The organism is Roseomonas elaeocarpi, assembly GCF_042433915.1.
GTDB lineage: Bacteria > Pseudomonadota > Alphaproteobacteria > Acetobacterales > Acetobacteraceae > Roseomonas > Roseomonas elaeocarpi.
On the sequence record NZ_JBHLUN010000005.1, the window covers coordinates 173214 to 198399 of the forward strand.

At 72.2% G+C, this 25186-nt stretch carries 23 protein-coding genes; 6 read left to right on the forward strand and 17 right to left on the reverse strand.

Annotated elements, in window-relative coordinates:
- The first annotated feature begins 149 nt into the window (after positions 1 to 149).
- Genes ACFFGY_RS06290 through ACFFGY_RS06300 form a run of 3 tightly spaced genes read left to right on the forward strand, consistent with a single transcriptional unit; the run spans position 150 to position 2649 of the window.
- Positions 150 to 1307, forward strand: coding sequence for an acyl-CoA dehydrogenase family protein (locus ACFFGY_RS06290; protein ID WP_377043579.1), 1158 nt, complete (start codon positions 150 to 152; stop codon positions 1305 to 1307).
- Positions 1304 to 2062: a PIG-L deacetylase family protein gene (locus tag ACFFGY_RS06295; RefSeq protein ID WP_377043580.1), complete on the forward strand. Its 759-nt coding sequence runs from the start codon at positions 1304 to 1306 to the stop codon at positions 2060 to 2062. Before ACFFGY_RS06290 ends, ACFFGY_RS06295 begins: the two co-directional genes overlap by 4 nt.
- Positions 2059 to 2649, forward strand: a complete 591-nt coding sequence (locus tag ACFFGY_RS06300; protein WP_377043581.1) for an SAM-dependent methyltransferase — start codon at positions 2059 to 2061, stop codon at positions 2647 to 2649. Before ACFFGY_RS06295 ends, ACFFGY_RS06300 begins: the two co-directional genes overlap by 4 nt.
- Here ACFFGY_RS06300 and ACFFGY_RS06305 read toward each other — a convergent pair.
- The 8 genes from ACFFGY_RS06305 to ACFFGY_RS06340 form a co-directional block, all read right to left on the reverse strand.
- Positions 2616 to 3809, reverse strand: a complete 1194-nt coding sequence (locus ACFFGY_RS06305) for a glycosyltransferase (RefSeq protein WP_377043582.1) — start codon at positions 3807 to 3809, stop codon at positions 2616 to 2618. The genes ACFFGY_RS06300 and ACFFGY_RS06305 overlap by 34 nt on opposite strands.
- 61 nt (positions 3810 to 3870) lie before the next feature.
- On the reverse strand, positions 3871 to 4161 hold the full coding sequence (locus ACFFGY_RS06310) for a hypothetical protein (protein WP_377043583.1): 291 nt from the start codon (positions 4159 to 4161) through the stop codon (positions 3871 to 3873).
- A 132-nt stretch (positions 4162 to 4293) separates the two neighbouring features.
- Positions 4294 to 5757 (reverse strand): sensor histidine kinase, encoded by a 1464-nt coding sequence (locus tag ACFFGY_RS06315; RefSeq protein ID WP_377043584.1) that lies wholly within the window; start codon positions 5755 to 5757, stop codon positions 4294 to 4296.
- Entirely contained in the window at positions 5757 to 6437 is a 681-nt protein-coding gene (locus ACFFGY_RS06320; RefSeq protein ID WP_377043585.1) for a winged helix-turn-helix domain-containing protein, read from the reverse strand. The genes ACFFGY_RS06315 and ACFFGY_RS06320 overlap by 1 nt, the downstream gene beginning before the upstream one ends.
- 125 nt (positions 6438 to 6562) lie before the next feature.
- Positions 6563 to 7987, reverse strand: a complete 1425-nt coding sequence (gene mgtE / locus ACFFGY_RS06325) for a magnesium transporter (protein WP_377043586.1) — start codon at positions 7985 to 7987, stop codon at positions 6563 to 6565.
- A gap of 221 nt (positions 7988 to 8208) precedes the next feature.
- Entirely contained in the window at positions 8209 to 9039 is an 831-nt protein-coding gene (locus ACFFGY_RS06330) for an ABC transporter ATP-binding protein (RefSeq protein WP_377043587.1), read from the reverse strand.
- A complete protein-coding gene (locus ACFFGY_RS06335) occupies positions 9036 to 10109 on the reverse strand; it encodes a FecCD family ABC transporter permease (protein WP_377043589.1) in 1074 nt (357 codons plus the stop codon). The genes ACFFGY_RS06330 and ACFFGY_RS06335 overlap by 4 nt, the downstream gene beginning before the upstream one ends.
- 342 nt (positions 10110 to 10451) lie before the next feature.
- Entirely contained in the window at positions 10452 to 11522 is a 1071-nt protein-coding gene (locus ACFFGY_RS06340) for a trypsin-like peptidase domain-containing protein (RefSeq protein ID WP_377043590.1), read from the reverse strand.
- 338 nt (positions 11523 to 11860) lie between these two features.
- On the opposite strand from ACFFGY_RS06340, the gene ACFFGY_RS06345 reads away from it, so the two are divergent.
- Entirely contained in the window at positions 11861 to 12877 is a 1017-nt protein-coding gene (locus ACFFGY_RS06345) for an LLM class flavin-dependent oxidoreductase (protein ID WP_377043591.1), read from the forward strand.
- A 28-nt stretch (positions 12878 to 12905) separates the two neighbouring features.
- Here the strand turns inward: ACFFGY_RS06345 and ACFFGY_RS06350 are convergent, their stop codons facing one another.
- Positions 12906 to 14204 (reverse strand): MFS transporter, encoded by a 1299-nt coding sequence (locus tag ACFFGY_RS06350; RefSeq protein WP_377043592.1) that lies wholly within the window; start codon positions 14202 to 14204, stop codon positions 12906 to 12908.
- Between the two features lie 61 nt (positions 14205 to 14265).
- Complete coding sequence (hrpB, locus tag ACFFGY_RS06355; protein WP_377043593.1) at positions 14266 to 16746, reverse strand: ATP-dependent helicase HrpB; 2481 nt, start codon at positions 16744 to 16746, stop codon at positions 14266 to 14268.
- Between the two features lie 87 nt (positions 16747 to 16833).
- Here hrpB and ACFFGY_RS06360 point away from each other — a divergent pair, with 87 nt between their 5' ends.
- Positions 16834 to 18930 (forward strand): protein-disulfide reductase DsbD family protein, encoded by a 2097-nt coding sequence (locus tag ACFFGY_RS06360; protein WP_377043595.1) that lies wholly within the window; start codon positions 16834 to 16836, stop codon positions 18928 to 18930.
- A 19-nt stretch (positions 18931 to 18949) separates the two neighbouring features.
- Here ACFFGY_RS06360 and ACFFGY_RS06365 read toward each other — a convergent pair whose 3' ends face one another.
- The 4 genes from ACFFGY_RS06365 to ACFFGY_RS06380 all read right to left on the reverse strand — a co-directional run bounded on the left by ACFFGY_RS06365 (position 18950) and on the right by ACFFGY_RS06380 (position 20738).
- The gene (locus ACFFGY_RS06365; RefSeq protein WP_377043597.1) at positions 18950 to 19306 is read right to left on the reverse strand and encodes a DUF952 domain-containing protein; all 357 of its coding nucleotides are present in this window, start codon (positions 19304 to 19306) and stop codon (positions 18950 to 18952) included.
- Between the two features lie 68 nt (positions 19307 to 19374).
- On the reverse strand, positions 19375 to 19860 hold the full coding sequence (locus ACFFGY_RS06370) for a cell wall hydrolase (protein WP_377043598.1): 486 nt from the start codon (positions 19858 to 19860) through the stop codon (positions 19375 to 19377).
- A gap of 52 nt (positions 19861 to 19912) precedes the next feature.
- On the reverse strand, positions 19913 to 20329 hold the full coding sequence (locus tag ACFFGY_RS06375; protein WP_377043599.1) for a hypothetical protein: 417 nt from the start codon (positions 20327 to 20329) through the stop codon (positions 19913 to 19915).
- A gap of 1 nt (position 20330) precedes the next feature.
- Positions 20331 to 20738 carry a hypothetical protein gene (locus ACFFGY_RS06380; RefSeq protein WP_377043600.1) on the reverse strand — a complete coding sequence of 136 codons (408 nt, stop codon included), beginning with the start codon at positions 20736 to 20738 and terminating at the stop codon, positions 20331 to 20333.
- 167 nt (positions 20739 to 20905) lie between these two features.
- On the opposite strand from ACFFGY_RS06380, the gene ACFFGY_RS06385 reads away from it, so the two are divergent.
- Positions 20906 to 21124 (forward strand): hypothetical protein, encoded by a 219-nt coding sequence (locus ACFFGY_RS06385; RefSeq protein ID WP_377043601.1) that lies wholly within the window; start codon positions 20906 to 20908, stop codon positions 21122 to 21124.
- A 47-nt stretch (positions 21125 to 21171) separates the two neighbouring features.
- Here ACFFGY_RS06385 and terL read toward each other — a convergent pair whose 3' ends face one another.
- From terL to ACFFGY_RS06400, 3 genes are read right to left on the reverse strand one after another with little or no spacing between them, the layout of a single operon-like run.
- Complete coding sequence (terL, locus tag ACFFGY_RS06390; RefSeq protein ID WP_377043602.1) at positions 21172 to 22614, reverse strand: phage terminase large subunit; 1443 nt, start codon at positions 22612 to 22614, stop codon at positions 21172 to 21174.
- On the reverse strand, positions 22592 to 22882 hold the full coding sequence (locus ACFFGY_RS06395; protein WP_377043603.1) for a hypothetical protein: 291 nt from the start codon (positions 22880 to 22882) through the stop codon (positions 22592 to 22594). The genes terL and ACFFGY_RS06395 overlap by 23 nt, the downstream gene beginning before the upstream one ends.
- A complete protein-coding gene (locus ACFFGY_RS06400) occupies positions 22882 to 25167 on the reverse strand; it encodes a glycosyl hydrolase family 28-related protein (RefSeq protein WP_377043604.1) in 2286 nt (761 codons plus the stop codon). Before ACFFGY_RS06400 ends, ACFFGY_RS06395 begins: the two co-directional genes overlap by 1 nt.
- Between the last annotated feature and the right edge of the window lie 19 nt (positions 25168 to 25186).

The window sequence follows — 25186 nt, forward strand, 5'->3', positions numbered from 1 at the left end:
GTTGCGCCAGCCAAAGGGTGTGGCACCGGAACAGAAGGAACAGCGGCCATGATGACCAGCAGCGCCACCCACGCTGGCACGGCCCTTTGACCGCCGCACCGACGGCGGCCGAACTCCTGCCGGAGCGGCATCGCGCCGGGAGGCTGCGCGTGGGGGAGCTTCCCCAGGCCGATATTCCCCTTCCTGCCGAGCCCCTGCCTGCCGTCCACCCGCGAAGCTTTCACGAGATCCTGCCGCTCCTGGCCGAAAGGGCCGAAGTTCTGGATCGCGACGGCGGCCTTCCCGACCGCGAAGTCGCCCTTCTGCACGAGGCGGGGCTGCTCGACGCGCCGCTGCCCCGCGTGCTGGGCGGCGAGGGCTGGGGCAACGACCCGGCCGCGGCCCCCGCGCTGCTCGACGCCCTGCGCCGCATCGGCCGGGTGAGCCTGCCGCTCGGGCGGCTCTACGAAGGCCATGTCAATGCGCTCCGCCTCGTGGCTGGCCACGGCAACCCGGCGCAGCTGCGCGAGGCCGCCGCCGATATCCGCGCCGGACGCCTCTTCGGCGTCTGGAACAGCGAGCCGCCGGAAGGCCTGCACCTGGACGGCAGCCAGTCCGCCTCGCGGCTGCGGGGCCGCAAGATCTGGTGCTCCGGCGCGGGTCTGGTGGAGCGTGCGCTGGTGACGGCGCGGCGCGGCGACGAGGTGCAGATGCTGCTGGTGCCGCTGCCGCGCGGCACGGAACGCGCCGACCTCGACGACTGGCACCCGACCGGCATGCGGGCCTCCGCCACCGGCACCGTGGATTTCAACGGCCTCGCCGTCCCGGCCGAATGGCAGATCGGGGAACCCGGCGGCTATTACCGCCAGCCCGACTTTTCCGCCGGCGCCTGGCGCTTCCTGGCGGTGCAGCTCGGCGGCATCGAGGCCGTGGCCGAGGCACTGCGGAGCCAGATGCGCCAGAGCGGCCGCGGCGCCGACCCGCACCAGGCCGCCCGCTTCGGTGAGGTCGTGACAGCGCTGGAAACCGCCCGCCTCTGGGTGCACCAGGCGGCCATCCACGCGGAAGGCCGCCTGGCCGACGACGACCGCACCGTGGCCTACGTCAACCTCGCCCGCGGCGCGGTGGAGCGCGCGGGGCTGGAAGCCGTGGCCCTGGCGCAGCGCTCGATCGGGCTGGCCAGCTTCATGCGCCCCCATCCGGTGGAGCGGGTGATCCGCGACCTCGCCACCTATCTCCGCCAGCCGGCGCCCGACCGGGCCTTGACCAGCGCCGCCGCCACGGTGCTATCGGCCGATACGCCGCTGGAGGATTTCTGGAACGCATGAAGGCCGCTGATTTTCTCCGCGAAGCCGAGCACCTTCCGATCGCCGGCCTCGACGGGGTGTTGCCGGGTGGCGGCACGGTGCTGGTGGTCGCCCCGCACCCGGACGACGAGAGCCTGGGCTGCGGCGGATTGCTGGCGCTGCTGACCGATGCCGGCCGGCCGGGACGGGTGCTGATCGTGTCCGACGGCGCGGCCTCCCACCCCAATTCGCGCACCCATCCGCCCGCCCGCGTCGCGGCCATCCGGCGTGAAGAGGCGACCGCCGCCCTGGGCGCGCTCGGCATGGGGCCGGACCGGCTGGTGATGCTGGGGCTGCCCGACGGGGCGGTGCCGCATGACGGCCCGGGCTTCGACGCCGCGGTGACCGCCATGGCCAACCTGCTGCGCCGCGACGGGGCGGAAGCGGTCGCGGTCAGCTGGGAGCACGACCCGCACCCCGACCACCTCGCCAGCTGGCGCATGGCGCGTGCCGCCGCGCGCGAGGCCGGGGTGCGGCTGCTGGCCTATCCCATCTGGGGCTGGCGGCACCTGTACACGGAAATCGGACCGCTGCCACCGCTGGATCTCGACGGGCCGCCGCGCGGCTGGCGCCTCGACATCGCGGCCGTGCTGCCCCGCAAGCAGGCCGCCGTGGCGGCGCACGTCTCGCAGACCACCCGCTTGATCAGCGACGATCCGCACGGCTTCATGCTGTCGCCCGAGGTGCTGGCCCTGTTCGAGCGCCCCTGGGAGGTCCTGCTGGAGATTGCCGCGTGAACTCTGCGCCCACGTCCTTGCCGACCACCTATTTCGACGACCTTTACGCCCGCAATATCGACCCCTGGGGCTTCGAGACACGCGACTACGAGCACAACAAGTACGCCGCGACCCTGGCGGCGCTGCCGCAGCCACACTACGGCGCGGCGCTGGAGATCGGCTGCTCCATCGGCGTCCTGACGCGCCAGCTCGCGGCGCGTTGCGACCGGCTCCTGGCGCTCGACGCCGCCGCGGCGCCCTTGGAACTGGCCCGCGCCCGCACCGCCGACCAGCCGGGCGTCGAGATCCGCGAGGCCCGCGTGCCGGAGCAGTGGCCGGAAGGCGAGAGCTTCGACCTCATCCTGATCTCCGAGGTGCTCTACTTCTTCGGCGGGGATGACCTCGGGCGGGTCGCGAACTGCGTGGACCGGTCGCTGCGGCCGGGCGGCGACGTGGTGCTGGTGCACTGGCTGGCGCAGACCGATTTCCCGCTGACCGGCGACGAGGCGGTGGAAGGCTTCCTCGCCGCCAGCCGTAACGGGCTCACCCGCACCGGCGGCAGCCGCAACGAATTTTACCGGCTCGACGTGCTCCGCCGCATCGGCTGATCCTCTTCCGCCCGCAGCATCCGCGACAAGAGGCGCTCCGCCGCAGCGATCTCCGCGTCCAGCCTCGCGGGCGGCAGGTCCACCTTCTGCAGGGCGGGGCTGGAAATCTCGACCGCGGCCCAGGCGCTGCCGAAGACGCGGTTGAACAGGTGGCCGATCGCCACCTTCGGCATGAGGCCGACCTGCGCGCAGAAGCGGCGGATCTCCGCGTCCGACAGCGGGGCCGCGTCGCGCACCTGTTCCCACAGCCGGCGTGCCCGGCGCCGCGCCGTGATCCGCCGCAGCGCCATCGGCAGCGGCTCCAGCCTCGCGTCCACGATGCCGTCGGGCTGCTCCACCCGCAGGCGCGTGGTGTCGCCCCAGCCGCCCGTGGCGCGGCTCTCGAGCCGGGCCGAAACCTCGACCTCGGCATCCAGCACGTGCCGGATCCGCTGGTCCTGCATCCGCAGGTCCCAGAACAGGTGCCGGTCCTCGCAGACCTGGCAGGGGCGCAAGCCCCCGATCCGGCGATAGGCCGCGACCGTCAGCGCGAAGCTGGCGCCGGAATGCGTGTCGTGCCGCGGCCAGGGGTCGTCCGGGTCAGGGTCCAGCAGGCTCGCCAGCTGGTCGATCAACAGGGCGTAGTGGTCTTCCAGAGCGTAGCGGCGCCGGGTCGCCAGGGGCAGCAGGCGCTCGCCCTCCCGCTCATCGACCCGGAAGGTGCCGGCCGCGGCATCGTGGCCGCGCTCCAGCGGCCGCAGCAGCGCCTGGACCCAGCCGCGCGATACCCGCCCGTCGGCGTCGGTGCCCAGGATGGCGGCCTTGTGCGGCGTCGTGCTGGCGCGGCTCGCCCAGTCTGCGGCGGCGTCCAGCGACAGGCGCCGCGCCCAGCCCACATGGGCGCGGGCCGGTTCCAGCACGGCCTCCACGACGCGGAGCGGGAAGGGCAGTTCCGGTGCCATGGCTTCCGCCACCGAGGCCGTCCGGTCGGTGCAGTTGTTGGCCAGCAGCAGAACGCCGAAGCTGCCCGGCGGCAGCGGCGAACCATCCTCGCCCACCTGTTCCGCCAGGGCGCGCAGGCAGCCGGCGATGCGGTCCTGCTCGTTGCGCGCGGGGATGGCCACCACCCCGCGCAGCGGCACGAGCGTGGTGGGGAGGGCGCGCAGCAGGGGCGGCGTCATGCAATGGCGTCCGTGCCACGTCGGTGAAAGGGTGCCGGGGAGCGATACCTGGCGGTGATGCTCAGTCCACCTGCGCCTCGTGGATCGCGCGGCGCAGCTTGGTCACACCGGTGCGGATGTGGCCGCTTTCGCAAAGGCGTATCCCTTCGAGGCCCAGGCTGTGCGCAGGTTCGCGCGTAGCGGCAGGTAGGGTGGCAAGCCGGTTTGCCAACTCGCCGCAGTATTCCCGGCTGTCGGGACGGACGCGCCAGGTGCCTTCGACCGCGGAAGCCCCCGCCGGCAGAACCATCCAGCCGCCCAGAACACCGAGCACCGGCAGGAGCCAGCCCCAGTGCAGCAAGGATCGGAACACGCGGGGTCGCATCGGTCGAGAATGGCCGAGTTCGCGCATACTGGGGGTGGGCTTCTGGTGAAAGGATTTTCATGCTGCGTTGCAATATCGAAAGGACCTGCCTGGAACGGAGCCGATTCGTCTGCCGGACGCTCATGCGGTGCCCGCCAGGACGCCCGCAGCCTCATCCGGCAATCCGGCCGGATCATGTCGGAGCGGCAGCAACAGCGTGACCAGCAGCCCGGGCGGCGACGCCCCCGGCCGGGCATCCGCGAGCTCCACCTGGCCGCCATGCAGGGCGGCGACCGCCCGCACCAGCGACAGGCCGAGGCCCGAGCCCGGCGTCGCCCGCGCGCCATCTGTCCGGAAGAAGCGCTCGCCGACGCGCAGCCGCTCCTCCGGTGTGAGGCCGGGGCCGGTGTCGCCCACCTGGATCTGCAGCATCTGCCCCAGCCGCCGGGCCCGCAGCCGCACCGTGCCGCCCGCCGGCGTGAACTTGACGGCGTTGTCGAGCAGGTTCGCCACTGCCTGCAGCAGCAGGTCGCGGTCGCCCACCAGCGGCAGGCTGGGCGCGACCTCCACTTCCAGTACCTGCCCGCCGAGCTCGGCCGAGGCGCTGTAGAGTTCCGCCGCATCCGTCAGCACGGGGCTCAGGTCGAAGCCTTCGAAGGCCGCGCGGCGTGCCCCGGCCTCGACCTCGGCGATCCGCAGCACCGCCTGGAAGATCCGCGCGATGCCGTCGAGGTCGGCGATGCCGCGCTCGATCGCCTGCCGCAGGATCTCCTCGGCCGCCGCCTCGGTCTCGGCTTCGGCCAGGGCTTCCTCGAGCTTGGCGCGGGCGCGGGCGATCGGGGTCCGCAGGTCGTGGGCGATGGCGTCCGACACGCCGCGCACGCCGGTCATCAGCGTTTCCATGCGGTCGAGCATGTCGTTCATGGCGTGGCCGAGCCGGTCGAACTCGTCCTCGCGCGTGGACAGGGGAACGCGCTGGGTCAGGTCGCCATGGGCGATGGCGTTGGCGGTTTCGGCGGCGGGGCGCAGGCGGGCCTCCAGCGCGCGGCGCAGCACCCAGGCGCCCACGAAGGCGAAGGTCGCGGCGGCGGCGGCGGACCAGGCGAGCCCCTCGGTCAGCAGCTCGCGCAGCCGCATCTTGTCCTCGACGTCGCGGCCGATCACCAGCACGTCGCCGTTGGGCAGGTCGAGGCGGAACATCCGCGCCTCGGTGCGCACGCCCTCGCGCATCAGCGGCAGGGACTGCCAGCGCATCCCGCCGTCGAAGCCGTGACGGGGGGCATCGAGGTTGCCCGCGATCCGCTGCCCTGAAGGGTCGGTCAGCAGGTAGAGGATCTGGTCCTCCACGTCCTCGGCCAGGTGGTCGCCGATCGACTCGATGACGCCGGCCTGCCCCGCCTCACGCCAGCGTTCCATGAAGGCGGTGGCGTCGTTGCGGATCGCGGCGTCGGTCTGCCGGTCCAGCGCTCCGGCGGTTCCCCACCAGAGCACCGCGGCGAAGACCAGCCCCGCCAGCAGGAACACGGTGGCGAAGAAGGCCGCGGCCCGGAAGCCGGCGCCGCCCAGCAGACGCAGGAAGCGGCGCCAGGGCCGCGCGGACCACATCAGGGATCGGCGCGCAGCATGTAGCCGGCGTTGCGAACCGTGTGGATCAGCGGCTTGTCGAAGCCCTTGTCGAGCTTCTGCCGCAGGCGGGACACGTGCACGTCGATGACGTTGGTCTGGGGGTCGAAGTGGTAGTCCCAGACCTTCTCCAGCAGCATGGTGCGGGTCACCACCTGGCCCGCGTGGCGCATCAGGTGCTCCAGCAGGCGGAACTCGCGCGGCTGGATCTCGATTCGCTTCTCGCCCCGCATCACGGTGCGCGACAGGAGGTCGAGCTCGAGATCCGCGACCTTCAGCCGGGTGGCCGGCATGTCCACCACGGGGCGGCGGCCCAGCGCCTCGACCCGGGCCAGCAGCTCGGCAAAGGCGAAGGGCTTGGCCAGGTAGTCGTCGCCGCCGGCCTTGAGGCCCTTGACCCGCTCATCCACCGCGCTCAGCGCGGACAGGAACAGCACGGGCGTCCGGTTGCCCTGCGCCCGCAGGGTTTCCACCAGGCGCACGCCGTCCACGCCGCCGGGCAGCATCCGGTCGAGCATCAGCAGGTCGAAGGGCTCGGAGGCCGCCAGGAACAGGCCGTCGCGACCGTTGGCACTGTGCTCCACCGTGTGGCCCGCCTCGCGGAGGCCCTTGGTGACGAAGCGCGCCACTTCGGCATCGTCCTCGACCAGCAGTATGCGCATGTTCGTCTCCCGAAGGGCTGGACCGCCAAACCCCCGTCATTGTCCCAGTGGGCCCAACATAGCATCGCCAGGCCGCTTCCCAAGTACGTCACGCCAGATCAACGGTTGAAGCCCGTCATGGGGCGCTAAAGCAGCGTGCCGCGCAGGATCAGCAGCGCCACGCTGAAGTAGATCACCAGACCGCTGACATCCACCAGGGTTGCCACGAAAGGGGCCGAGGCGCTGGCCGGGTCGAAGCCGATGCGCTTGAGCAGGAAAGGCAGCATCGAGCCCGCCAGCGAGCCGAAGGTGACGATGCCCACCAGCGCGAGGCCCACCGTCAGCGCCACCAGGGGCCAGTGCTCGCCGTAGTCGTAGAAGCCGGCGCTCTGCCAGACCACGATCCGGAGGATGCCGATGACGCCCAGCAGGGCGCCCAGCGTCAGGCCAGTCGGCAGTTCCCGCGCCGCCACGCGCCACCAATCGCCCAGCCGGATCTGACCCAGCGCCAGCGCCCGGATCAGCAGCGAGGTCGCCTGGGAGCCGGAATTGCCGCCGGAGCTCATGATCAGCGGGATGAACAGGGTCAGCACCACCGCCCGTTCCAGCTCGTCCTCGAAGTGCTGCATGGCGCTGGCGGTGAGCATCTCGCTCAGGAACAGGGCGCAGAGCCAGCCGGCGCGCTTGCGGATCATCGCCGCGAAGCCGATCTGCATGTAGGGCTCGTCGCTGGCCTCCATGCCGCCGAAGCGGTGGACGTCCTCGGTGCCTTCCTCGACGATCGCGTCCAGCACGTCGTCCACGGTGACGATGCCCAGCACGCGCTGCGCGTCGTCCACCACCGGCACGGCCAGCAGGTCGTGGCGACGGAACAGCCGCGCCACCTCCTCGCGATTCGCGGTGGGGGAGACCGTGATCGGCTCCGCATCGCGGGCGGCCGAGAGCACCGGCGCGTCGGGCTCGGCGGTGATCAGCCGGCGCAGCGCCACGGCGCGCAGCAGGGCGCGGGTTTCGCCGTCCACCACGTAAACGGCGTAAACCGTTTCGCGGGTCGGCTCCACGGCGCGGATGTACTGCAGCACCTGCGCCACGGTCCGGTTCTCGGGCACGGTGACGAACTCGGTGGTCATGATGCTGCCCGCGGTGTTGGGCGGGTAGCTCAGCAGCCGCTGCACCGCCAGCGCGGTTTCCACGCTCAGCCGCGACAGCAGCTCGGCGCGCTGGGGCTCATCGAGGTCGCGGAACAGGTCGGCCGTGCGGTCGGCGGACATGGCTTCCAGCAGCGCCGCGGCGCGGTCGCTCGGCAGGAAGCTCAGCAGCGCCGCCGGTTCGTCCAGTTCCGGCTTGTCGAGGATCTCGACCACCCGTTCCTCGGGCAGCTGCGCCAGGGCCGCGGCGCCCTCGGGCGGTGGCAGGGCGTTGAGCCGTTCCACCGCGTCGGCCACGTGACCTTGGCGCAGCTGCGCCGCGACGTGGCCCTGGCGCAGTTGCGCCGCGAGGAACTCGTTGGCCGGTGGCACTGCCGCGTCGGCGGGCAGCTGCGTGCCGGGAACAGGCGGGGTGTTGTCCATGGTTCACCGCTCGGTCGCGCCGCCAGGGGCGCGGTGCCGGCCGGTTCCCCGATCAGCGCGCGGCAGCCCTTGGCGGCGTGGAAGGTCGACTGTGACTGTCGCTTGGCATCGATCGTCGTTGGGGTTGCTGCGGCGGACGCGGAGTCATGCTCCGGCTCGCGGCCTAGCGCGCATGACCCTTCGGACCGGAGCTGTCAAGCCGGGTAGCGGTTCGAGGCCGATCAGGCCCGCGCCTGCTGCGGCAGCGCCTCGTCGGCCAGCACCAAGAGGTGACCCAGCGAGCAGCGCTCCACCCGCCCGCGGACGCCGTAGACCTCGGCCAGCAGGGCAGGGGTCAGGGTTTCGTCGGGCGAGCCATCGGCGCGCAGCCGGCCGCCGTGGAGCACCATCACCCGGTCCGAGAAGCGCGCCGCCAGCGCCAGGTCGTGCAGCACCACGATGCCGATCAGCGCGTGCTCGCGCACGGTGTCGCGGACCAGCCCCATCACCTTCAGCTGGAAGCGCAGGTCCAGGGCGCTGGTGGGTTCGTCCAGCATCAACACGTCCGGCTCGCGGATCAGGGCCTGCGCCAGGCCGGCCAACTGCCGCTGCCCGCCCGACAGCCGGTCGAGGCTGCGCAGCGCGAGGTCGGCGATGCCCAGGCGCTCCAGCAGGGCGATGCCGCGGCGGGTCGCTTCCTCGTCGCTCACCGGGCCGCCGGCGGGGGGCGTGGCGCGCAGGGCGCCGATCAGGGTTTCCAGCACCGTCAGCGCCACGCCCTGCGGCAGGCCCTGCGGCATGAAGGAGACGTGGCGTGCCCGCTCGCTGAGCGGCAGTTGCCGCAGGTCACGGGTGCCGAGGCGAAGTCGCCCCTTTCCCGGAACCAGCCCCGCCAGGGAGCGCAGGAGCGTCGACTTGCCGGCGCCGTTCGGCCCGACCAGCGCGGTCAGCGTCCCGGGCAGCAGCGGGGCCGCCGACATGCGGTCGATCACCTGCTTGCGGCCGTAGCCGACGGATACGTCCTCGATCGAGAGCGTGGAGCGGGTCGCCTCCGCGGCTTGCGCGGTGCTCATGCCTGACGGGCCCGGCCGAAGATCAGCGCCACGAAGACCGGCACCCCGATCAGCGCCGTGACGATGCCGATGGGCACCAGCAGGCCCGGCACGATCATCTTCGCCATGACCGAGGACACCGAAAGCAGCACGGCGCCGCACAGCGCTGCGGCGGGCAGGAAGTAACGGTGATCCTCGCCGACCAGCAGGCGCGCGGCGTGTGGCCCCACCAGTCCGACAAAGCCGATCGTGCCGACGAAGGACACCGACACCGCGGCCAGCAGGCTGACCCGCAGGAGCGAGCCGCGCCGCAGGGCGGTGGCATCCACCCCGAAGGAGCGGGCCCGGTCCTCGCCGAGGCGCAGCGCCGTCAGCTTCCAGCTGGCCCGGGCGCAGAAGGGGATGCAGACCGCCAGCACCGCGGCCAGGATCGCGATCTTGGGCCAGGTGGAGCGCGACAGCGACCCCATCGACCAGAACACCAGCTGCTGCAGCGCCTGCTCGGTGGCCACGAACTGCAACAGCGCGACCAGCGCGTTCATGGCGAAGACCAGCGCGATGCCGAACAGCACCAGCGTGTCCACACCGGCCCCGCGCAGCCTCGACATGGAATGCAGCAGCGCCATGGCGCCCAGCGCGAACACGAAGGCATTGGCCGGGATCAGCCAATCCTGCGGGATGAAGGGCACGCCGCGTCCGAGGATGATCGCCAGTGCCGCGCCCAGCGAGGCCGCCGAGGACACGCCCAAGGTGAAGGGGCTGGCGAGCGGGTTGTTCAGCACCGTCTGCATCTCGGCGCCCGCCAGCGACAGCGAGGCCCCCACCAGCACCGCCATCAGCGCGTAGGGAAGCCGCACGTCCCACACGATCACGCGCAGCGCCGGCGTGGCCTCGGTGGGGGAGAACAGGGTTTCGAGCAGCCGGCCGAGGGGCAGGTTCGACGGCCCGGTGACGACGTCGCCCAACAACGCGGCGCAGAGCAGGAGGCTGAGCAGCAGCAGCAGCAGCCGGCGGCGCAGCACCAGGCGCCGGTAGCCGTCCGCTGCCCGTGCGGCCTCGCTCAGAGCGGAGGTGGCCAGAACCGTGCTCACGAGCGGTGTTCCCGGTGGGTCGGGTGGGAGGATCGTGCGGAACAGCGCAGCAGCAAGGAAGGACCGGCTCCGTGAGTGTGCGCCGGGGTTTCCGGGCATGGGTCTCGAGATCGGCGACCGGGTGTTGACGTGCCGGTGCCGCAGCAGCGTCCGCGGCGGCATCCTGCTCCTCGGCGGGCGGCGCAATGATAATCATTCGCGATCGTCTTGGAAATGGCCTTCGGCCATGCCCGGGGCAGCCTTGCTCCGGGCGCATCCCATCCGGCGGCACCGCCCGCGCCGGGCAAAGTAAGATGGTAAGATAGTAAGGCGCGGCCTCCTGCCAGGGCCGGGCAGGCGTGATCAGCCGGTGCCGGCGGGACGGCGCCCGACCTGCACCGTGATGTCCTGCTGCCGCCCATCGCGCACCAGCGTCAGGCGCACGGTCTGCCCCGGCGCCACCCCGGCGACCGAGCGGATCAGCACGCGCGAGGTGTCCACCCTTTCGCCATCCAGGGCGACCACCAGATCCCCCTGGCGCAGCCCGGCCCGAGCGGCAGGGCTGTTGCGCTCGACGCCCTGGACCAGGACGCCGCGGCGGGCGCGCTGGCCCTCGGCGCCTGCATCCTGAACCGCCACGCCCAGCCAGCCGCGCTCCACCTTGCCGTCGCGCCGCAGCTGCTCGATCACCGGCTTCGCGAGGTCGGAAGGCGTGGCGAAGCCGATGCCGGCCGAGCCGCCCGACGGCGAATAGATCGCGGTGTTGATGCCGATGACCTCGCCCGCGACGTTGAACAGCGGGCCGCCGGAATTGCCCGGGTTGATGGCGGCGTCGGTCTGGATGAAGTCGTCGAAGGGGCCGGCGCCGATCTCGCGCCCACGGGCCGACACGATGCCCGATGTGACCGTGCCGCCCAGGCCGAAGGGATTGCCGGCCGCCAGCACCCACTGCCCGACGCGCAGGCTGCCGCTGGTGCCCCAGGGCACGGCGCGCAGCGTTTCGCGGCTCTCGATGCGCAGCAGCGCGAGATCGGTCAGGTCGTCGGTGCCCACCACGCGGGCCGGCATCTCGGTGCCGTCCTGCAAGGCGACCACCACGCGGGTGGCGTTGCCGACGACGTGGTTGTTGGTCACCACCAGACCGGCCGTGTCGATGATGAAGCCCGAGCCCGCGCCCTGCACCTGCTGCTTGCCGCGACGCTCCCGGAAGAAGCGCTCGTAGGGGGTGCCGCGCACGTCGGGCGGGATCTGCACCTGCTGCTCGCCCGTGACGGCGATGTTGACCACCGAGGGCAGGACCTTCTCGGCCAGGTCGGCGAAGTCGAAGCCCAGGGCGCGCTGCGCCTCGGCGGGCTGGGGACGGGCGGCGCAACCGGCCAGGGTCAGCGCGGGCAGGGCCAGGAGGACGCTTCTGCGCCGGGTCGGGTGGATCATGGCACGGTCTCTCCTTGGGCCAGGGAGGGCCTTCGGTCCGACATCGTCACGACGCGGCCCGTCCGGCACGGGGCAATAAGCCCCGTCCCGTGGCCAGGCTTCAAGCACCCCCGGCCCGTGGGCGTCACAAGATCACGAAGGGCCGGCGGTTTCCCGGTTCCGCGTGCCGCCGGCGCCACTCCCGGTGCCTGGTTCCGGCCGCGGCCGGTGGGGGCAGAGCCATCCGAGGTCGGGGCGGGTGTGTTCCGGCCTGGCCGACCCCATCTGAGCCCCAGAGGTGAGTGGCTGCCCCGGACCGCATGGGGGCGGGCTCCCGTACATTGTTCAGGATGATCCCGATGGTTCCGCTCTCGGTTCTCGACCTTTCGCCCATTCCGCGCGGCGCGGATGCCGGCACGGCGCTGCGCAACACCCTCGACCTCGCCCGCCATGCCGAGCGCTGGGGCTTCCGCCGCTTCTGGCTGGCGGAGCACCACAACATGACCGGCATCGCCAGCGCCGCCACCTCGGTGGTGATCGGCCACGTGGCGGCGGGAACCGAAACGATCCGCGTCGGGGCGGCCGGCATCATGCTGCCCAACCACGCGCCGCTGGTGATCGCGGAACAGTTCGGCACGCTGGCCGCGCTGCATCCGGGCCGCATCGACCTGGGCCTCGGCCGCGCGCCCGGGACCGACGGGCGAACGGCGCAGGCGCTCCGGCGCAACATGGGCGGCGGCGACGTGGACGATTTCCCGCGCGACGTGGTGGAACTGCAAAGCTATTTCCGGCCAGCCCGCCCAGGGCAGCCGGTGCAGGCGGTCCCCGGTGCCGGGCTGGAGGTGCCGCTCTGGCTGCTGGGATCGAGCCTGTACGGCGCGCAGCTCGCGGCGATTCTCGGGCTGCCCTACATCTTCGCGTCGCACTTCGCGCCGGACCACCTGGACGAGGCGCTGGCGACCTACCGCGCCAACTTCCGCTCGTCCGAGCAGCTGAGCCGCCCCTACGCCGTGGCGGCGGTCAACGTTTTCGCGGTCGACACGGAAGCGGCGGCCGCCCGGATGGCGACCTCGCTGCAGCAGCAGTTCGTGAGCCTGCGCCGCGGCACGCCCGGCCCGCTGCCGCCGCCGGTGGACAGCATGGACGGGCTGTGGAGCGCGCTGGAGCGGATGAGCACGGAACGGGCGCTGTCCTGCACCGTTGCCGGCACGCCGGAGATGGTTCGCGAAGGGCTGCAGCGCTTCATCGAGCGCACCGGCGCCGATGAGCTGGTGGTCACCGCGCAGGCCTTCGACCATGCCGAGCGCCTGCGCTCCTTCGAGATCGTGGCCGAGGTTCAGCCCAGCCTGCGGGCGCCGCAGGCCACGGCGGCCTGACGGCGGAAGCCCGCGAGCACCGCGCCTCTCAGCGGGGCGCGGCCGCCGCGGTGGCCGCGGGCTGCGCCTGGACCTTGGGCTGGTTCTCGGGCGTCAGCGCTTCGAGGCTGTCCACGTCGCGCATCGCCGGGAACAGGCGCATCCACAGCAGCGTCACCACGATGCTGCCGATGCCGCCGATCACCACCGCCGGCACGGTGCCGAACAGCGTGGCGGTGACGCCGGACTCGAACTCGCCCAGCTGGTTCGAGGCGCCCACGAAGAGCCAGTTCATGGCGTTCACCCGGCCGCGCATGTGGTCGGGGGTCGCGAACTGCACCAGCGCCGAGCGGATCACCACGCTCACCACGTCGGCCGCGCCCAGGATCACCAGCGCCAGAACCGAGAGCGGCAGCGAGCGCGACAGGCCGAACAGGATCGTGGCCGCGCCGAAGCAGCCCACCGCCAGGAACATCTTGCGCCCCACCCGGTGGCGCATTGGGAAGCGGGCGATCACGAGCGACATCACCAGCGCGCCCACGGCTGGGGCTGCGCGCAGCAGGCCGAGGCCCCAGGGGCCGGTATGCAGGATCTCGCTGGCGAAGACCGGCATCAGCGCGACCGCGCCGCCCAGCAGCACCGCCACGAGGTCGAGCGTGATGGTGCCCAGCAGGATCGGCCGGGTGCCGATAAAGGACAGGCCGGCGAAGAGGTTGTTCAGCGTCAGCGGCTCGCGCCGCGCGGGCGCGTGCTCGATCCGGATCAGCGTCGTGCAGACGATCGCCAACCCGAACAGCACCACGATCGCCGCGAAGGCCGCGACGGGGCTCAGCGCGTAGAGCACGCCGCCCAGGGCTGGGCCCAGGATGCTGGCGGTCTGCCCGGCGGAGCTGGTCAGCGCGGTGGCCTGCTGCAGCTTGGCGCGCGGCACCACGGCGGGCAGCAGCGACACGGTGGCGGGCTGCTCGAAGGAGCGGGCGGCGCCCACCATCACCACGGCGACGTAGATCAGCCAGGGCGGCGACACGCCGGTCGCGGTCGTGACCAGCAGGAGCAGCCCCGCCAGGGCCTCGAAGCACTGGCACAGGCGCATGATCCGCCGCCGGTCGATCTGGTCGGCGATGTGGCCGGCGGGCAGCGTCAGCACCAGCATCGGCAGGAACTGCGCCAGGCCAACGAGGCCCAGCGCCAGCGTGCTGCCGGTCACGGCATAGACCTGCCAGCCCACCGCGACGGCGACGATCTGGAAGGCAAGCGAGGTGCAGACCCGCAGGCACCAGAAGGCCACGAAAGGTCTGTGCCGGGTCAGCGACAGGGCTGCCTCCGGCTCCGGAAGAACGTCGTTCATGGCGCGTCGGCCTGTTCTGTGCGGCCCGCGGGGCGGGCGAGGCTGTGTGATAGGGAAGGGGTCATGCGCGCGGCGGCGGGGGCGCGGCGGAGGCCGGGTCCTCGGGCCAGGGATGCTTGGGGTAGCGGCCGCGAAGCTCCTTGCGGACCTCGGCCCAGGAGCCGCGCCAGAAGCCGGCGAGATCGGCGGTGATGGCGATGGGCCGCCCCGCGGGCGAGAGCAGCGAAACCTGCAGCGGCACGCGCCCGCCCATCAGCGGTGGCAGTCCGGCCATGCCGAAAAGGTGCTGCGCCCTGGCCTCCAGCGTCGGCGTTTCGCCGGAATAGTCGATCGCGGCGGAGCGACCGGCGGGCAGCGACACGCGGTCCGGCAGGTCGGCGTCGAGGCGCCGCCGCTGCGCCCAGGGAACGAGGCCGGACAGCACCGCGTGCAGGTCGAGGTCACGCAGCTCCGTCAGCCGCGTGCGGCCGTGCAGGTGGGGGGCGAGCCAGTCGCCGACCGTGCGGCGCAGCGCCTCGGGCGAAACATCGGGCCAGCCCTCCGGCTCGGCACGGTGCGCCCAGCGCAGGCGACCCAGCAGGCGCCGCGTCGTATCGTTCCAGGGCAGGTCCCGCAGCTCGCGCTCCGCCACCGCCTCGGCCAGTGCCTGCGCCGCCGCGGCGGGGTCGGTGATGGGAAGGATGGTTTCTTCCAGCACCAGCGGGCCGAATCGTAGCCGGCGGCGGGCCGACACGGCATTGGTGCGGGTGTCGAAGCCGGTGGTCTCTTCCTCGTGCAGGCGTTCGGGGAAGCGTTGCTCCAAGACCTCGCGCGAGATGGGGGCCGCCATGCGGATGCGGGCCTCGGTGCCCTGAAGGGCGAGGTCTGCCACCACCAGCAGGGCCTGCTTGCCCAGCGGATCGGTGGCGGGCAGCCGCGCGCCCTGGCCCGAAGCGAGGCGGAAGGCGCCGTCCATGCTGCCGCGACGCGCGGCGATTCGGTCCGGGAAGCCAGCCGCGAGGAGAAGGCCGGGATCGCCCTCCGCATCCTGGCCCGCTGCGACGCGGAGGCGGCGGCGGTGCAGCCCGGCGGCGCGGCGAATCCGGCCGAGCGTGGGACGGTCCGCCCCCGCCGCGTCGCCGCCGGCCAGGAGATCGAGGCGCAGGGTGATCTCGGCCGGTGCTTCCCTGTCGCGTCCCATGGGCCGGATGGGGTCGCGTTCCTCGAGCAGGGCGGCGAGGTCGGCGGCCATGGCGCGCTCGCCTACATCGTTGGCGGCATCCATCATGCGGGCCAGCCGGGGATGTGTGCCCAGGCGTGCCATGCGTCTCCCAGTCGCGGTGATGCGACCTGCATCGTCGAGCGCATCGAGGTTGCGCAGCAGTTCCCGCGCCGCCGCCAGCGTGCCTTCGGGTGGTGGATCCAGGAAGGCAAGTGCCGCAGGCTCGGCACCCCAGGCTGCGCAGTCGAGAGCTAGGCCGGAGAGTTCCGCTTCCAGGATCTCGGGCCGGTCGGCCTGTGGCAACCCGCGCTGCAAAGCCTCGGTCCAGAGGCGGATGGCGACGCCGGGCGCGGTGCGGCCGGCGCGGCCGGCGCGCTGGTCGGCGGCGGCGCGGCCGATGCGGGCGGTCACCAGCTTGCTCAGGCCCGAAGCAGGATCGAGCCGGGGAATGCGACGGAAGCCGCCATCCACTACGATCCGCACGCCCGGCACGGTGAGCGAGGTTTCCGCGATGGAGGTGGACAGCACGACCTTGCGTCGGGGGGAGGGCGCGAAAGCGCGATCCTGCTCGGCGGGCGGAAGTTCGCCGTGCAGGGCGATGACCTCGGCGTCGAGGCCTGCCAGGCGCTCCGCGGTGCGGGCGATCTCGCCCCAGCCGGGAAGAAAGGCCAGCAGGTCGCCCGGATGCTCGCGCAGGGCGTCGCGGATGGCGCCGGCCATGGCCTCGGGCAGGTCGCGCGGCGCGGCGAGGTCGCGGTTGCGGTGGCGGATCTCCACCGGAAACATCCGCCCGGCGCTCTCGATCACCGGGGCGGGCGCGTCGCCCTCCCGCAGCAGCTGCGCGAAGCCCGCCACGTCGAGCGTGGCCGACATGGCCAGCAGCCGGAGCTCGGGCCGCAGGGCACGCTGGAGGTCGAGGCAAAGGGCCAGGGCCAGGTCGGTGTCGAGGTGACGCTCATGCGCCTCGTCGAACAGCACGGCAACCACGCCCTCCAGCGCCGGGTCGCTCTGAAGGCGGCGGACCAGCAGGCCTTCGGTGATGACCTCGACGCGAGTGGCGGCGGACACGGCGCGGTCGATGCGGGTGGACAGGCCGACCACCTGGCCGAGCGCCTCGCCGCGCAGCTCCGCCATGCGGCGGGCGGCGGCACGGGCGGCGAGGCGGCGCGGTTCCAGCACCAGGATGCGGCCGCCGGCGGCCCAGGGCTCGTCCAGCAGGGCCAGCGGGGCCAGGGTGGTCTTACCGGCGCCGGGCGGCGCCACGAGGATGGCGTTGGAAGCGGTGCGGAGGGCCGCCGTCAGCCGCGGCAGCGCCTCCGAAACCGGCAATTCGGGAAGCATGGTTCTGCAATAGGCATCCCACGCCCCATTTGTCATGGCGGTTTGTCAGGAGGCAGAGGCTTGCTTTCCGCGGGAGGGAGCCCGTTTATGCCCGGCATGAGACGCTTTCTCGCCACGCTGGCGGCGTTGCTCCTGGGCCTGAGCGCGGGAGCCATGGCGGCCGAAAGCAACGTCGCGACCTCGCCGCGCGCCACGGTGTCGCTGGTGAGCGAGGCCGCAGCGGTGGCGCCGGGGCAGCCGTTCCGCGTGATGCTGCAACAGGTTCTGCAGCCGGGCTGGCACACCTACTGGACCAATCCGGGTGATGCCGGGCAGGCGACGGAGCTGGAGCTCGCCCTGCCGCCGGGTGCCTCGGCGACGCCGCTGCGCTTCCCGACGCCGCAGCGCATCCCCTACGGTCCGCTGGTGAACTTCGGCTACGAGGGGCGGGCGAGCTTTCCGCTGGCGGTCACGCCGCCGGCCGCGCTGGTGCCGGGCGAGCGGTTCCACCTCGAGGGCAACGCGACCTGGCTGGTGTGCGAGCAGGTCTGCATCCCTGAGGAAGCGCAGTTCCGGCTCGACCTGCCGGTGGAGGCCGCGGCGCGGCTGGACCCCGCCGAGGCGGCGCCCTTCGCCGAAGCCGAGGCCGCGCTGCCCCGTGCCTCGCCCTGGAGCGCGCGGGCCGGCATGGGGGGCGGGCGTGGCGCGGTCGAGATCGAGGGGCAGGACCTGACTCCCGCCGCGGTGCGCTCCGCCTTTTTCTTCCCGGCCGAAGGGGGCTGGCTGGACAACACCGCGCCCCAGCCGCTCGAACTGCGTGACGGCGCCGTCCGGCTCGGCCTCGCGGGAGTGGAGGGCGCGCAGCCGCCGCAGAGCGTGGCCGGCGTGGTGGTGATCACCGATGCCGCCGGGTCGCGCAGTGGCTACGAGGTCGCCGTTCCGGCCGGGCCGGTGCCGGCTTCGCTGGGCGGCGGTGCGGGCGCGCTCGGCTGGATCCTGGCGGCCGCGTTGCTCGGCGGGTTGATCCTCAACCTGATGCCCTGCGTGTTTCCGGTGCTGGCGATGAAGGCCATCGGCCTGGCGCGGCTTTCAGGAGCGCCGCGCCGGACGGTGCGCCTCCATGCGCTGAGCTACACCCTGGGCGTTCTGGGCTTTTTCGCCCTGATCGGCGCGCTTCTGGGAGGCCTGCGCACCTTCGGGGTCGAGGCCGGCTGGGGCTACCAGTTCACCCGGCCTGCCTTCGTGGCCGTGATGGCCTGGGTGATGCTGCTGGTGGGGCTGAACCTGCTGGGAGTGTTCAGGCTGAACCTGTCGCTGCCCGGCATCGGTCCCTGGGCGGCGAAGGAGGGGCAGCTCGGTAGCTTCCTCACCGGTGGGCTGGCGGTGCTGATCGCCACGCCCTGCACCGCGCCCTTCATGGCCACGGCGATGAGCGCGGCGATGGTGCTGCCGGGTTGGGCGGGGTTCCTGGTGTTTCTGACTTTGGGCCTCGGCATGGCGCTGCCTTACCTCGTGCTGGCCTGCGTCCCGGGCGCGCTGCGCGTCCTGCCGCGACCGGGGGCCTGGATGGAGCGGCTGCAGCAGTTCCTCGCCTTTCCGATGTTCGCGGCGGCCGCCTGGCTGGTCTGGGTGCTGACGCAGCAGACGGGGGCGGACGGGGCAGCGGTCGCGACCGGCGGGGCCGTCTTGATCGGCTTCGCGACTTGGCTTTGGGGCTGGCAGGGCGCGCGGCACGGCCTGCGACGCGGCGTGGCCGCGCTGGCGGTGCTGGGCGTGCTCGGCAGCCTTCCGCTGCTGCGCCCCCATGCGCCGGTAGCCGAGGTAGCCGAGGGACAGGAACCCTGGTCGCGCGAGCGGCTGGCGGCGTTGCGGGCGGAAGGGCGCCCGGTCTTCGTGAACCTGACCGCGGCGTGGTGCATCACCTGCAAGGTCAATGACCGCGTGGCAATCGACGCCGCGCCCGTGCGCGAAGCCTTCGCGAAGGCCGGCGTGGTGTCGCTGGTGGGCGACTGGACCAGCGGCGATCCGGAGGTCGGGCGCCTCCTTCGCGAACAGGGTCGGGATGGGGTGCCGCTCTACCTGTTCTACGGCCGGGCCGGGGAAGCGCCTGCGGTGCTGCCGCAGGTCCTCACGCAGGGCGTCCTGTTGCGCGCAGTGCGTGACGTGGTGGCCGCTGGCCCGTCGCCCGGCGGCAAAGGGACCTAGCGCGTCGAGGCGTGCGGCTTCAGGTGATGTTCCCGGGGAACTGGTGCGTGCCGTCCGGGCCGAGCGGGAGGTGCTCGGCCGACAGCACCGCCGACAGCGGCAGCACCCCGTAGAGGTGCGGAAACAGGCCGGGCCGCCTACCACCGGCCGCCGCTTCCCATCGCAATGCCGGGCCGAGCGCTTCGGCATCCACGGTCACCATCCAGAGGTCGGTCTCGCCGGCGCGGTGCTTGGCGGCACTTTCACGGAGCTGCGCCGCTGTCGAGGCGTGCAGGAAACCGTCGCGCCGGTCGTCGGCGGAACCATGGTAGTGGCCGGACTGGCTCGTCGCGTGCCAGTCCGCCCCGCGGACGAGGATGTAGATGAGGCGTTCCATTCCCGGTCTGTAGCGCAGATGCCAGCCGGAGGCACGCGGCCCAGGGCTAACGGCCGAGCTGACGGGGCTCAGCCGACGGCGCGCAGCGGTGCGACGGACGGGGCAACGGCGCGGGCGGCTTCCTCGAGCCGGTAGAACAGCAGGCCACCGATCTCGGCCGTGGGCATCCGGCCCAGCGACCAGGAAGGTTGGGCATCATCGGCATGGACGTGGGTGGCCTGCCCGATCGGGGCCGACAGGACGCCGGCCACGGCCCGGGTCGCGACGCGGCGGCAGATCTCCATGCTCGGATCCTGGTTCACCGCGCCACCCGGCAGGGCGTCCTGCAGCACGGCGTGGCTCGGGTGATTGGGGTTCCAGCAAGGGAACTGAAAGGGCGCACGGCAAACACCGCTGAAGCCCGCGCCCCAATGGGGAAGCCGGGCCTGGACCCTGTTCATCACCAGGGTGGCCAGGGCCTCGATGGCGCGCACCGGGCGCGCTCCGGCCTCGGCGTAGAGGGTGGCGGCCAGCACGGCCACGTCGTGGCCGCGCGCGTTGCTGAACGAGGTCATGAGAGATCTCCGGTTCGTCGGGGATGCGTCGGGGTGGCGGGCTGGGCAGGGATCAGTGCTGGATCTCGTCCAGCCCAGGCAGCGGCGGGTTGGGCTTCCAGGCGATGGGCGGGACACCCGGCCGGGAATTGGCGGCGTGGCGGGACGCGTTGATCTCGTGGCGCAGCTCGTGGGCCAGGGCGTGCCAGGCGCGGGTGAGGTCCCAGGCGCGGTCGCGCTCCAGCTCGAGCTCCTCGACCCGGCCCCGAACCTTCTCGAGTTCCTGGTCCTGGCGGGCGATCCAGGCGCTCTGGCGTGCGTCGAGGCTGGCCAGGACGTTGGCGCGCTCGGTGGCTTCCCGCTCGTCGCGGCGGTCCTGCGAGCTGGCCATGGTGCTCAGCCAGGAGCCGCGTGCGTTGAGCCAGAGGCCGACGGCGGAGATCGCTCCGGACGCCAGCACGACCCACCAGGGGTTTGTGTTGTCTCCCACCTCAGCCTCCTTCCCGCTTCAGCCGGATCAGTGAGAAGAGGTTGATCGCCGCCATGATCGCGTAGAGGCCGAGCGAGGGCGCGTTCGGTTCCGTGAGCCAGAGGGCGAGGAGCAGGTAGGTCCACCACCAGGAGCCGAGGAAGCAGCTGCCACGACGCGCCGCACGGTGGTCGGCCAGCAGCGAGGCGATCTGCACCAGGCCCAGGATCAGGCCGCTGACCTGCCAGAAGCTCTCGTCGGCCAGGCGCGTCACGATGCGGAAGATCGGGCGCTCATCCGGACCGATCGGCGCCATGTAGGACCAGATCGACCAGACCAGCGCGCCGGTGCCGGCCCAGAACTCGGCCCACCAGGGTTCCCGGTGCAGCAGGTGCGAGGCACGGCGGCGGAGCTCCTTGAAGCGTGTCATCTCGGGGCATTCCTCGTCCGGGCGTTCCTCGTGTCCGGGGCGCCGGCGTGGCGGCCCGATCCGGCATGCAGGCGCATGACAGGCTTCCTCCATCGTGTTGTGGGTGTGGGCAGTGACCTGCCCGGCGGTGCTGGGACTCGGCGGGCTGGCGTGCTAAGGCCACGCCGATGTGGAACGAGCCTTATCTCGAGACCTGTTGCCGCTCGGCCCTGCACCGGCTGCGGCAGATGGGACCGACGGGCCGGCCGTCCGGCCTGGTGGACCAGCCCTGTCTGGAACGCCTCACCGGGATGGGTCTGGCGCGCCTCGGCAATGCCGGGCGCTTCGAGATCACCGAGGCCGGCGTGGCGCGCCACGACAGCGAGATCCTGAAGCGCGCCGCCTGAGCTGCGCCGCCGATCGAGGGCCGGCGCCCTTCCGTCCGCACTGCCCGTCAGGCGGTGCCGTGCCAGCCCACCCCGCGTGGCGAGGACGGTAGCGTCGGCAGCCTGACCGGCTGCGCCAGGAGGCACCCCGCCAGGGCGTCCAGGGCATCGTCGCGGCTGCCCGGACTCGCGGGACGCCAGGCCGCCATCTCCGCGGGGAAGGGCGTGCGGAAGACGCTTTCATGCGCGTGGAGGCGGCGGGCTGCCAGCACCGGGTCCAGGGCGCCGAGGATGCGCTCCTGCTTCGGGCGGGTGCTGGTGTGCTCCACCACGGTGCAGGCAGCCCCGGCGCGGGCGAGTTCCCGCCGCAGCAGGGCGGGCAGGAACCGGCCGAGGCCGTTGGTTTCCACCCGAACCGCCGGCAGCAGCAGTTCCCGCGCCAGGCGGGCGACCTGCCGGCACTGCTGCGTCGCCGGATCGGCCTCGGCCCCAGGGTCGTGCGTCAGGTAGGCGAGGCGGTGCAGGTAGATGTTGCCCTCGGCATCCGCGTAGGTGGCGGCCAGCACGCTGCCGTCGCCCTGTCCGGGGCGCCCGTAGGCCGGGTCCCAGAAGCCGACGCCCGAGACCAGCCGCTTGCCGAGCAGCGACAGGATCGGGCGCCCGCTGGCCTCGGCGTAATCCGTGTCTTCGCGGTAGCGGACGATCAGCGCCGGATCGAGGCGTGCGGCGCCGTCCTGTTCCGGCCGCAGCAGCATCTGCCGGGCGAAGTGCAGCGGCCCGACCCGGGCACGCAGCGCCTCGATTGCCTCCGTCGGAAAGCGCTCGGGCCAGGCTGAGCAGCCTTCCGGTGTCAGCACCGGCAGCGTCAGGCGGTGATAGCCCTTGAGAAACGGCTGCTCCGCGTCTGGGGGCAGGTAGAGCGTGTCGGCGCAGTGCGGCGTTCCGACAAACAGGATCGTGCCGCCGGGGGTCAGCACGAATTCGGTTTCCGCCAGCCTTTCCCGCAGCGCCTCGCGCTTGCTGGGGGTGTCGCAGTTCTGCGCCACCTCCACGTCGTCGCAGACGATGATGTCGGCGCGGGCGCCGGTGATGTTTCCGCCGATCCCGGCCGCCAGCATCGAGGGGTCGCGCAGGGCGCCCTGTCGCTGCACGGTGAAGCGGTCCGCAGCCCAGTCGCCTTGCCGCTGCGGCAGGATCGCGCGGCACAGCGGATGTCGGACGAGGATGCGTCGCACCGTGGACACCATCTTCGCCGCGAGCGCGTGGTCAGCGGCCAGAACCAGGATGCGCGTTTCGGGATCGCGCTGGAGGTTCCAGGCACACCAGAGACCCACCAGAGTCGACTTGCCGCAGCCGCGGAACGCCATCAGCAGCAGGCGACGATCCGTGGCCGCACTTCGTGCATCGAACCACCCCGCGATGCGGCGGTGCAGGCGTGGCGTCCGCTGGCCGGAAAGGGTGTTCCAGACCCAAACGAATTCGAGGAAGTCAGGCGGCATCCTCGTCGTCATCTCCCGCTTCCTCGATCTCGCTGCGTGCCTGGCTGAGCAGGCGTTCGGCCTCGTCCACCACGGGGTCGGGTGACGCCGCGGTGCGCAGCAGCTTCAGCAACTGTTCAAGGTGGGCGAGCGCGGTCTTGGCCGCCGCGTGCCAGGACGCGAAGGCCTTCGCGTCCTCCGGCCCGGCAGTCGGCGGGCCGGCGGCGACGAAAGCCTCGTAGTCGCGCACCACCCGCTGCGCGACGCGCCCGAGCTCAGGCCCGAAGAGCGGCTGCTCCATCAGGTCTTCACGGCCCGCACCCGCACCGTGCCGGCGGCCAGATCGATCGCCGTCGTGGCCCGGTTCCAGGCCGTGACAGTGATCACGTCCTGCGCGCCGACATTAGCCAGGAACACGATGCCGGAGGTCGACAGGCTGAAGGCCGCCTGCACGAAGTCACCGGGCCGCACGCCGGGGCAGGACACGTTCAGCGTCGCGCTGGCGCCCGCCGCGATCGAGGGCGGGTCCCAGGCGACCTCCGCCTTCAGCTCCCGCACGCCGTGCGGCAGGTCAGGCAAGCCGTAGAGCACGGGCGGCGAGTAGGCGGGGTCGCAGGACAGGCGCATGGCCCGCACCTCGTAGTCGGTGCCGACACGCGCCACGCCGATGATGGCGTAGGCGACCTGCGCCTCGAGGCGGATGACCTGGAGACGGGTGAGGCCATCGTCGTTCAGGTCCGCATTGCCCTGCCACCAGCGAGGGCCGGCCACGTAGGTCATGGACATGCCCGAGGCGCGCACTAGGTTGCCGTTGTCAGCCGTCAGCAGCGCCATGTTCGCGTCGAAGCACTGCACGATCAGGCGCGGGTTGTCCGCATCCACCGCGAGCGAGAACTCGCGGCAGACGCGCGTGTCCACCAAGAAGCCGAGCCCGCGACCGCCGGTCAGCATCGCGCCGCGGCTGGTCAGCCCGTAGCTGTCCAACGCGGGAAAGGCGAAGTCCGCGACCTTGCTGGGCGTGCCGGACACGTTGGTCGAGAGGCAGGCCAGCTTCTCGAAGCCGATATCGGTCGCGTTCCAGCGAATCGCGGCGCTGCGCAGGTTGCCCACATCCGCCACGATGCGTGTGGCCTCACGATGCGCAGCCGCCTGGTGCAGCGCGCGCACCACGGCACCGACACGGTTCGAGGTGGCGGTGTAGTCCACGGAAACGCCGTAGCCCTGGCTCGCCCAGGCCACCTCGTAGAGGTGATCCTGCGCGTTGGAGGTGTGCCGGGCCACGAAGGCGGAGCAGGCCTCCATCCGCACGTCGCGGGCGATGATGGCGCGGCTGCTGACCTCGCTCAGGAAGGGGATGCCGACGAAGGCGGTGCTGTTGCGCCCCTGCAGCGCGAAGGATGGACCGTCGAAGACCTGCCGGTTGTGCGCCACGTAGGCCCCCGGCTCCGCCGACAGTCGCACGCCGAAGCGGTCCAGCGTCTGGTACAGCGTGCTGCCCACTGAGAACTGCCCGCCGTGGAAGCGGTTCGAGGTGTTCCAGCCGGAGGCGGTGTTGGTGCGCAGGTCCACGCCGATCCGGTTGTTCACGATGCGGCCGAGGAAGATCAGGTTTTCCTGGAAGCCGCGGCCGTCGCCCAGGCAGCGCACACCGATGGTGAAGCCCTCGACCTGGCGGATCTCGACGTAGCAGCCGTCGAGGTTGCGTAGCAGCAGCCCCATGGAGCCCTCGCTGCTCCAGTCGGAGATGGTCTTGCGCACCACGCGCAGGCCTTCCAGCAGGCGCTGGCCGTTCTTGGCCGTGCCGTCGTCACCGATGGTCAGGGCCGGGACGTTGTCGGTCGCGTCGTAGACGATGGTGCCGCGCATGGTCAGCCCGACGAAGCTGCCGCCGATCGAGATCGGCCGCGTGATGCGGTAGCTGCCCTCGATGATCTCCAGATGCTTGCCACCGGCCGATGCCGCGGACATGGCGGCCTGCAGCGCCGCCGTGTCGTCGGTCACGCCGTCGCCGATCGCGCCGAAGTCGCGCGCCGACAGCCGCTCGGCGAGCTTGTCGCCCACGCTGCGCGGAACACCGCCGGGAAAGGGCGCGGACAGGGTGGCGTCGTCGCGCGAGAAGATCGTCACGTCGCCCACATCGTCGAAGCCGAGGATGCGGTTGGCGCGCGCTACCTTCAGCGGCAGGTGCAGGCGGCCGCCCGCCTCGCCGGGATTCAGGCGGATCGCAGTCGAGGTGTCATCCGCGACTTCCTGCAGGGCGGCCGTCTGTCGGTCCAGCTCGCTGTTCAGCGTGTTCGCCCGCAGCAAGCCGTTCGGCTGGAAGTCCGTGGTACGCTCGATGGCGATGCGCCGACGCAGCAGCACCTGCGCGCCCGCCGTGACGGGGGATGCGAAGGTGACGAGGCCGCCGTCGGAGTTACCGACGCCATCCACCGAGTAGCCCGAGGTCAGCAGCTGGCTGTCCACGCGAACCTCGAGGTCCGATGCCTCGAACAGGGGGAAGGGATAGATGAAGACGGTCTGCCCGGCGGCGGCCACGTAGTGCACGCGCGGCGCGACGTCGCCAATGCGGATCTGCTCGGCCATGGGATCTCCGATGGGCGGA

What these genes read in the sequence shown, in the direction of transcription:
- ACFFGY_RS06305 (WP_377043582.1), bottom strand. Translation starts at nt 3,809, where the DNA reads ATGACGCCGCCCCTGCTGCGCGCCCTCCCCACCACGCTCGTGCCGCTG.
- ACFFGY_RS06385 (WP_377043601.1), top strand. Translation starts at nt 20,906, where the DNA reads ATGTGGAACGAGCCTTATCTCGAGACCTGTTGCCGCTCGGCCCTGCAC.
- ACFFGY_RS06395 (WP_377043603.1), bottom strand. Translation starts at nt 22,882, where the DNA reads ATGGAGCAGCCGCTCTTCGGGCCTGAGCTCGGGCGCGTCGCGCAGCGG.
- ACFFGY_RS06350 (WP_377043592.1), bottom strand. Translation starts at nt 14,204, where the DNA reads ATGAACGACGTTCTTCCGGAGCCGGAGGCAGCCCTGTCGCTGACCCGG.
- ACFFGY_RS06345 (WP_377043591.1), top strand. Translation starts at nt 11,861, where the DNA reads ATGGTTCCGCTCTCGGTTCTCGACCTTTCGCCCATTCCGCGCGGCGCG.
- ACFFGY_RS06400 (WP_377043604.1), bottom strand. Translation starts at nt 25,167, where the DNA reads ATGGCCGAGCAGATCCGCATTGGCGACGTCGCGCCGCGCGTGCACTAC.
- terL (WP_377043602.1), bottom strand. Translation starts at nt 22,614, where the DNA reads ATGACGACGAGGATGCCGCCTGACTTCCTCGAATTCGTTTGGGTCTGG.
- mgtE (WP_377043586.1), bottom strand. Translation starts at nt 7,987, where the DNA reads ATGGACAACACCCCGCCTGTTCCCGGCACGCAGCTGCCCGCCGACGCG.
- ACFFGY_RS06340 (WP_377043590.1), bottom strand. Translation starts at nt 11,522, where the DNA reads ATGATCCACCCGACCCGGCGCAGAAGCGTCCTCCTGGCCCTGCCCGCG.
- ACFFGY_RS06360 (WP_377043595.1), top strand. Translation starts at nt 16,834, where the DNA reads ATGCCCGGCATGAGACGCTTTCTCGCCACGCTGGCGGCGTTGCTCCTG.
- ACFFGY_RS06365 (WP_377043597.1), bottom strand. Translation starts at nt 19,306, where the DNA reads ATGGAACGCCTCATCTACATCCTCGTCCGCGGGGCGGACTGGCACGCG.
- ACFFGY_RS06370 (WP_377043598.1), bottom strand. Translation starts at nt 19,860, where the DNA reads ATGACCTCGTTCAGCAACGCGCGCGGCCACGACGTGGCCGTGCTGGCC.
- hrpB (WP_377043593.1), bottom strand. Translation starts at nt 16,746, where the DNA reads ATGCTTCCCGAATTGCCGGTTTCGGAGGCGCTGCCGCGGCTGACGGCG.
- ACFFGY_RS06380 (WP_377043600.1), bottom strand. Translation starts at nt 20,738, where the DNA reads ATGACACGCTTCAAGGAGCTCCGCCGCCGTGCCTCGCACCTGCTGCAC.
- ACFFGY_RS06295 (WP_377043580.1), top strand. Translation starts at nt 1,304, where the DNA reads ATGAAGGCCGCTGATTTTCTCCGCGAAGCCGAGCACCTTCCGATCGCC.
- ACFFGY_RS06330 (WP_377043587.1), bottom strand. Translation starts at nt 9,039, where the DNA reads ATGAGCACCGCGCAAGCCGCGGAGGCGACCCGCTCCACGCTCTCGATC.
- ACFFGY_RS06320 (WP_377043585.1), bottom strand. Translation starts at nt 6,437, where the DNA reads ATGCGCATACTGCTGGTCGAGGACGATGCCGAAGTGGCGCGCTTCGTC.
- ACFFGY_RS06315 (WP_377043584.1), bottom strand. Translation starts at nt 5,757, where the DNA reads ATGTGGTCCGCGCGGCCCTGGCGCCGCTTCCTGCGTCTGCTGGGCGGC.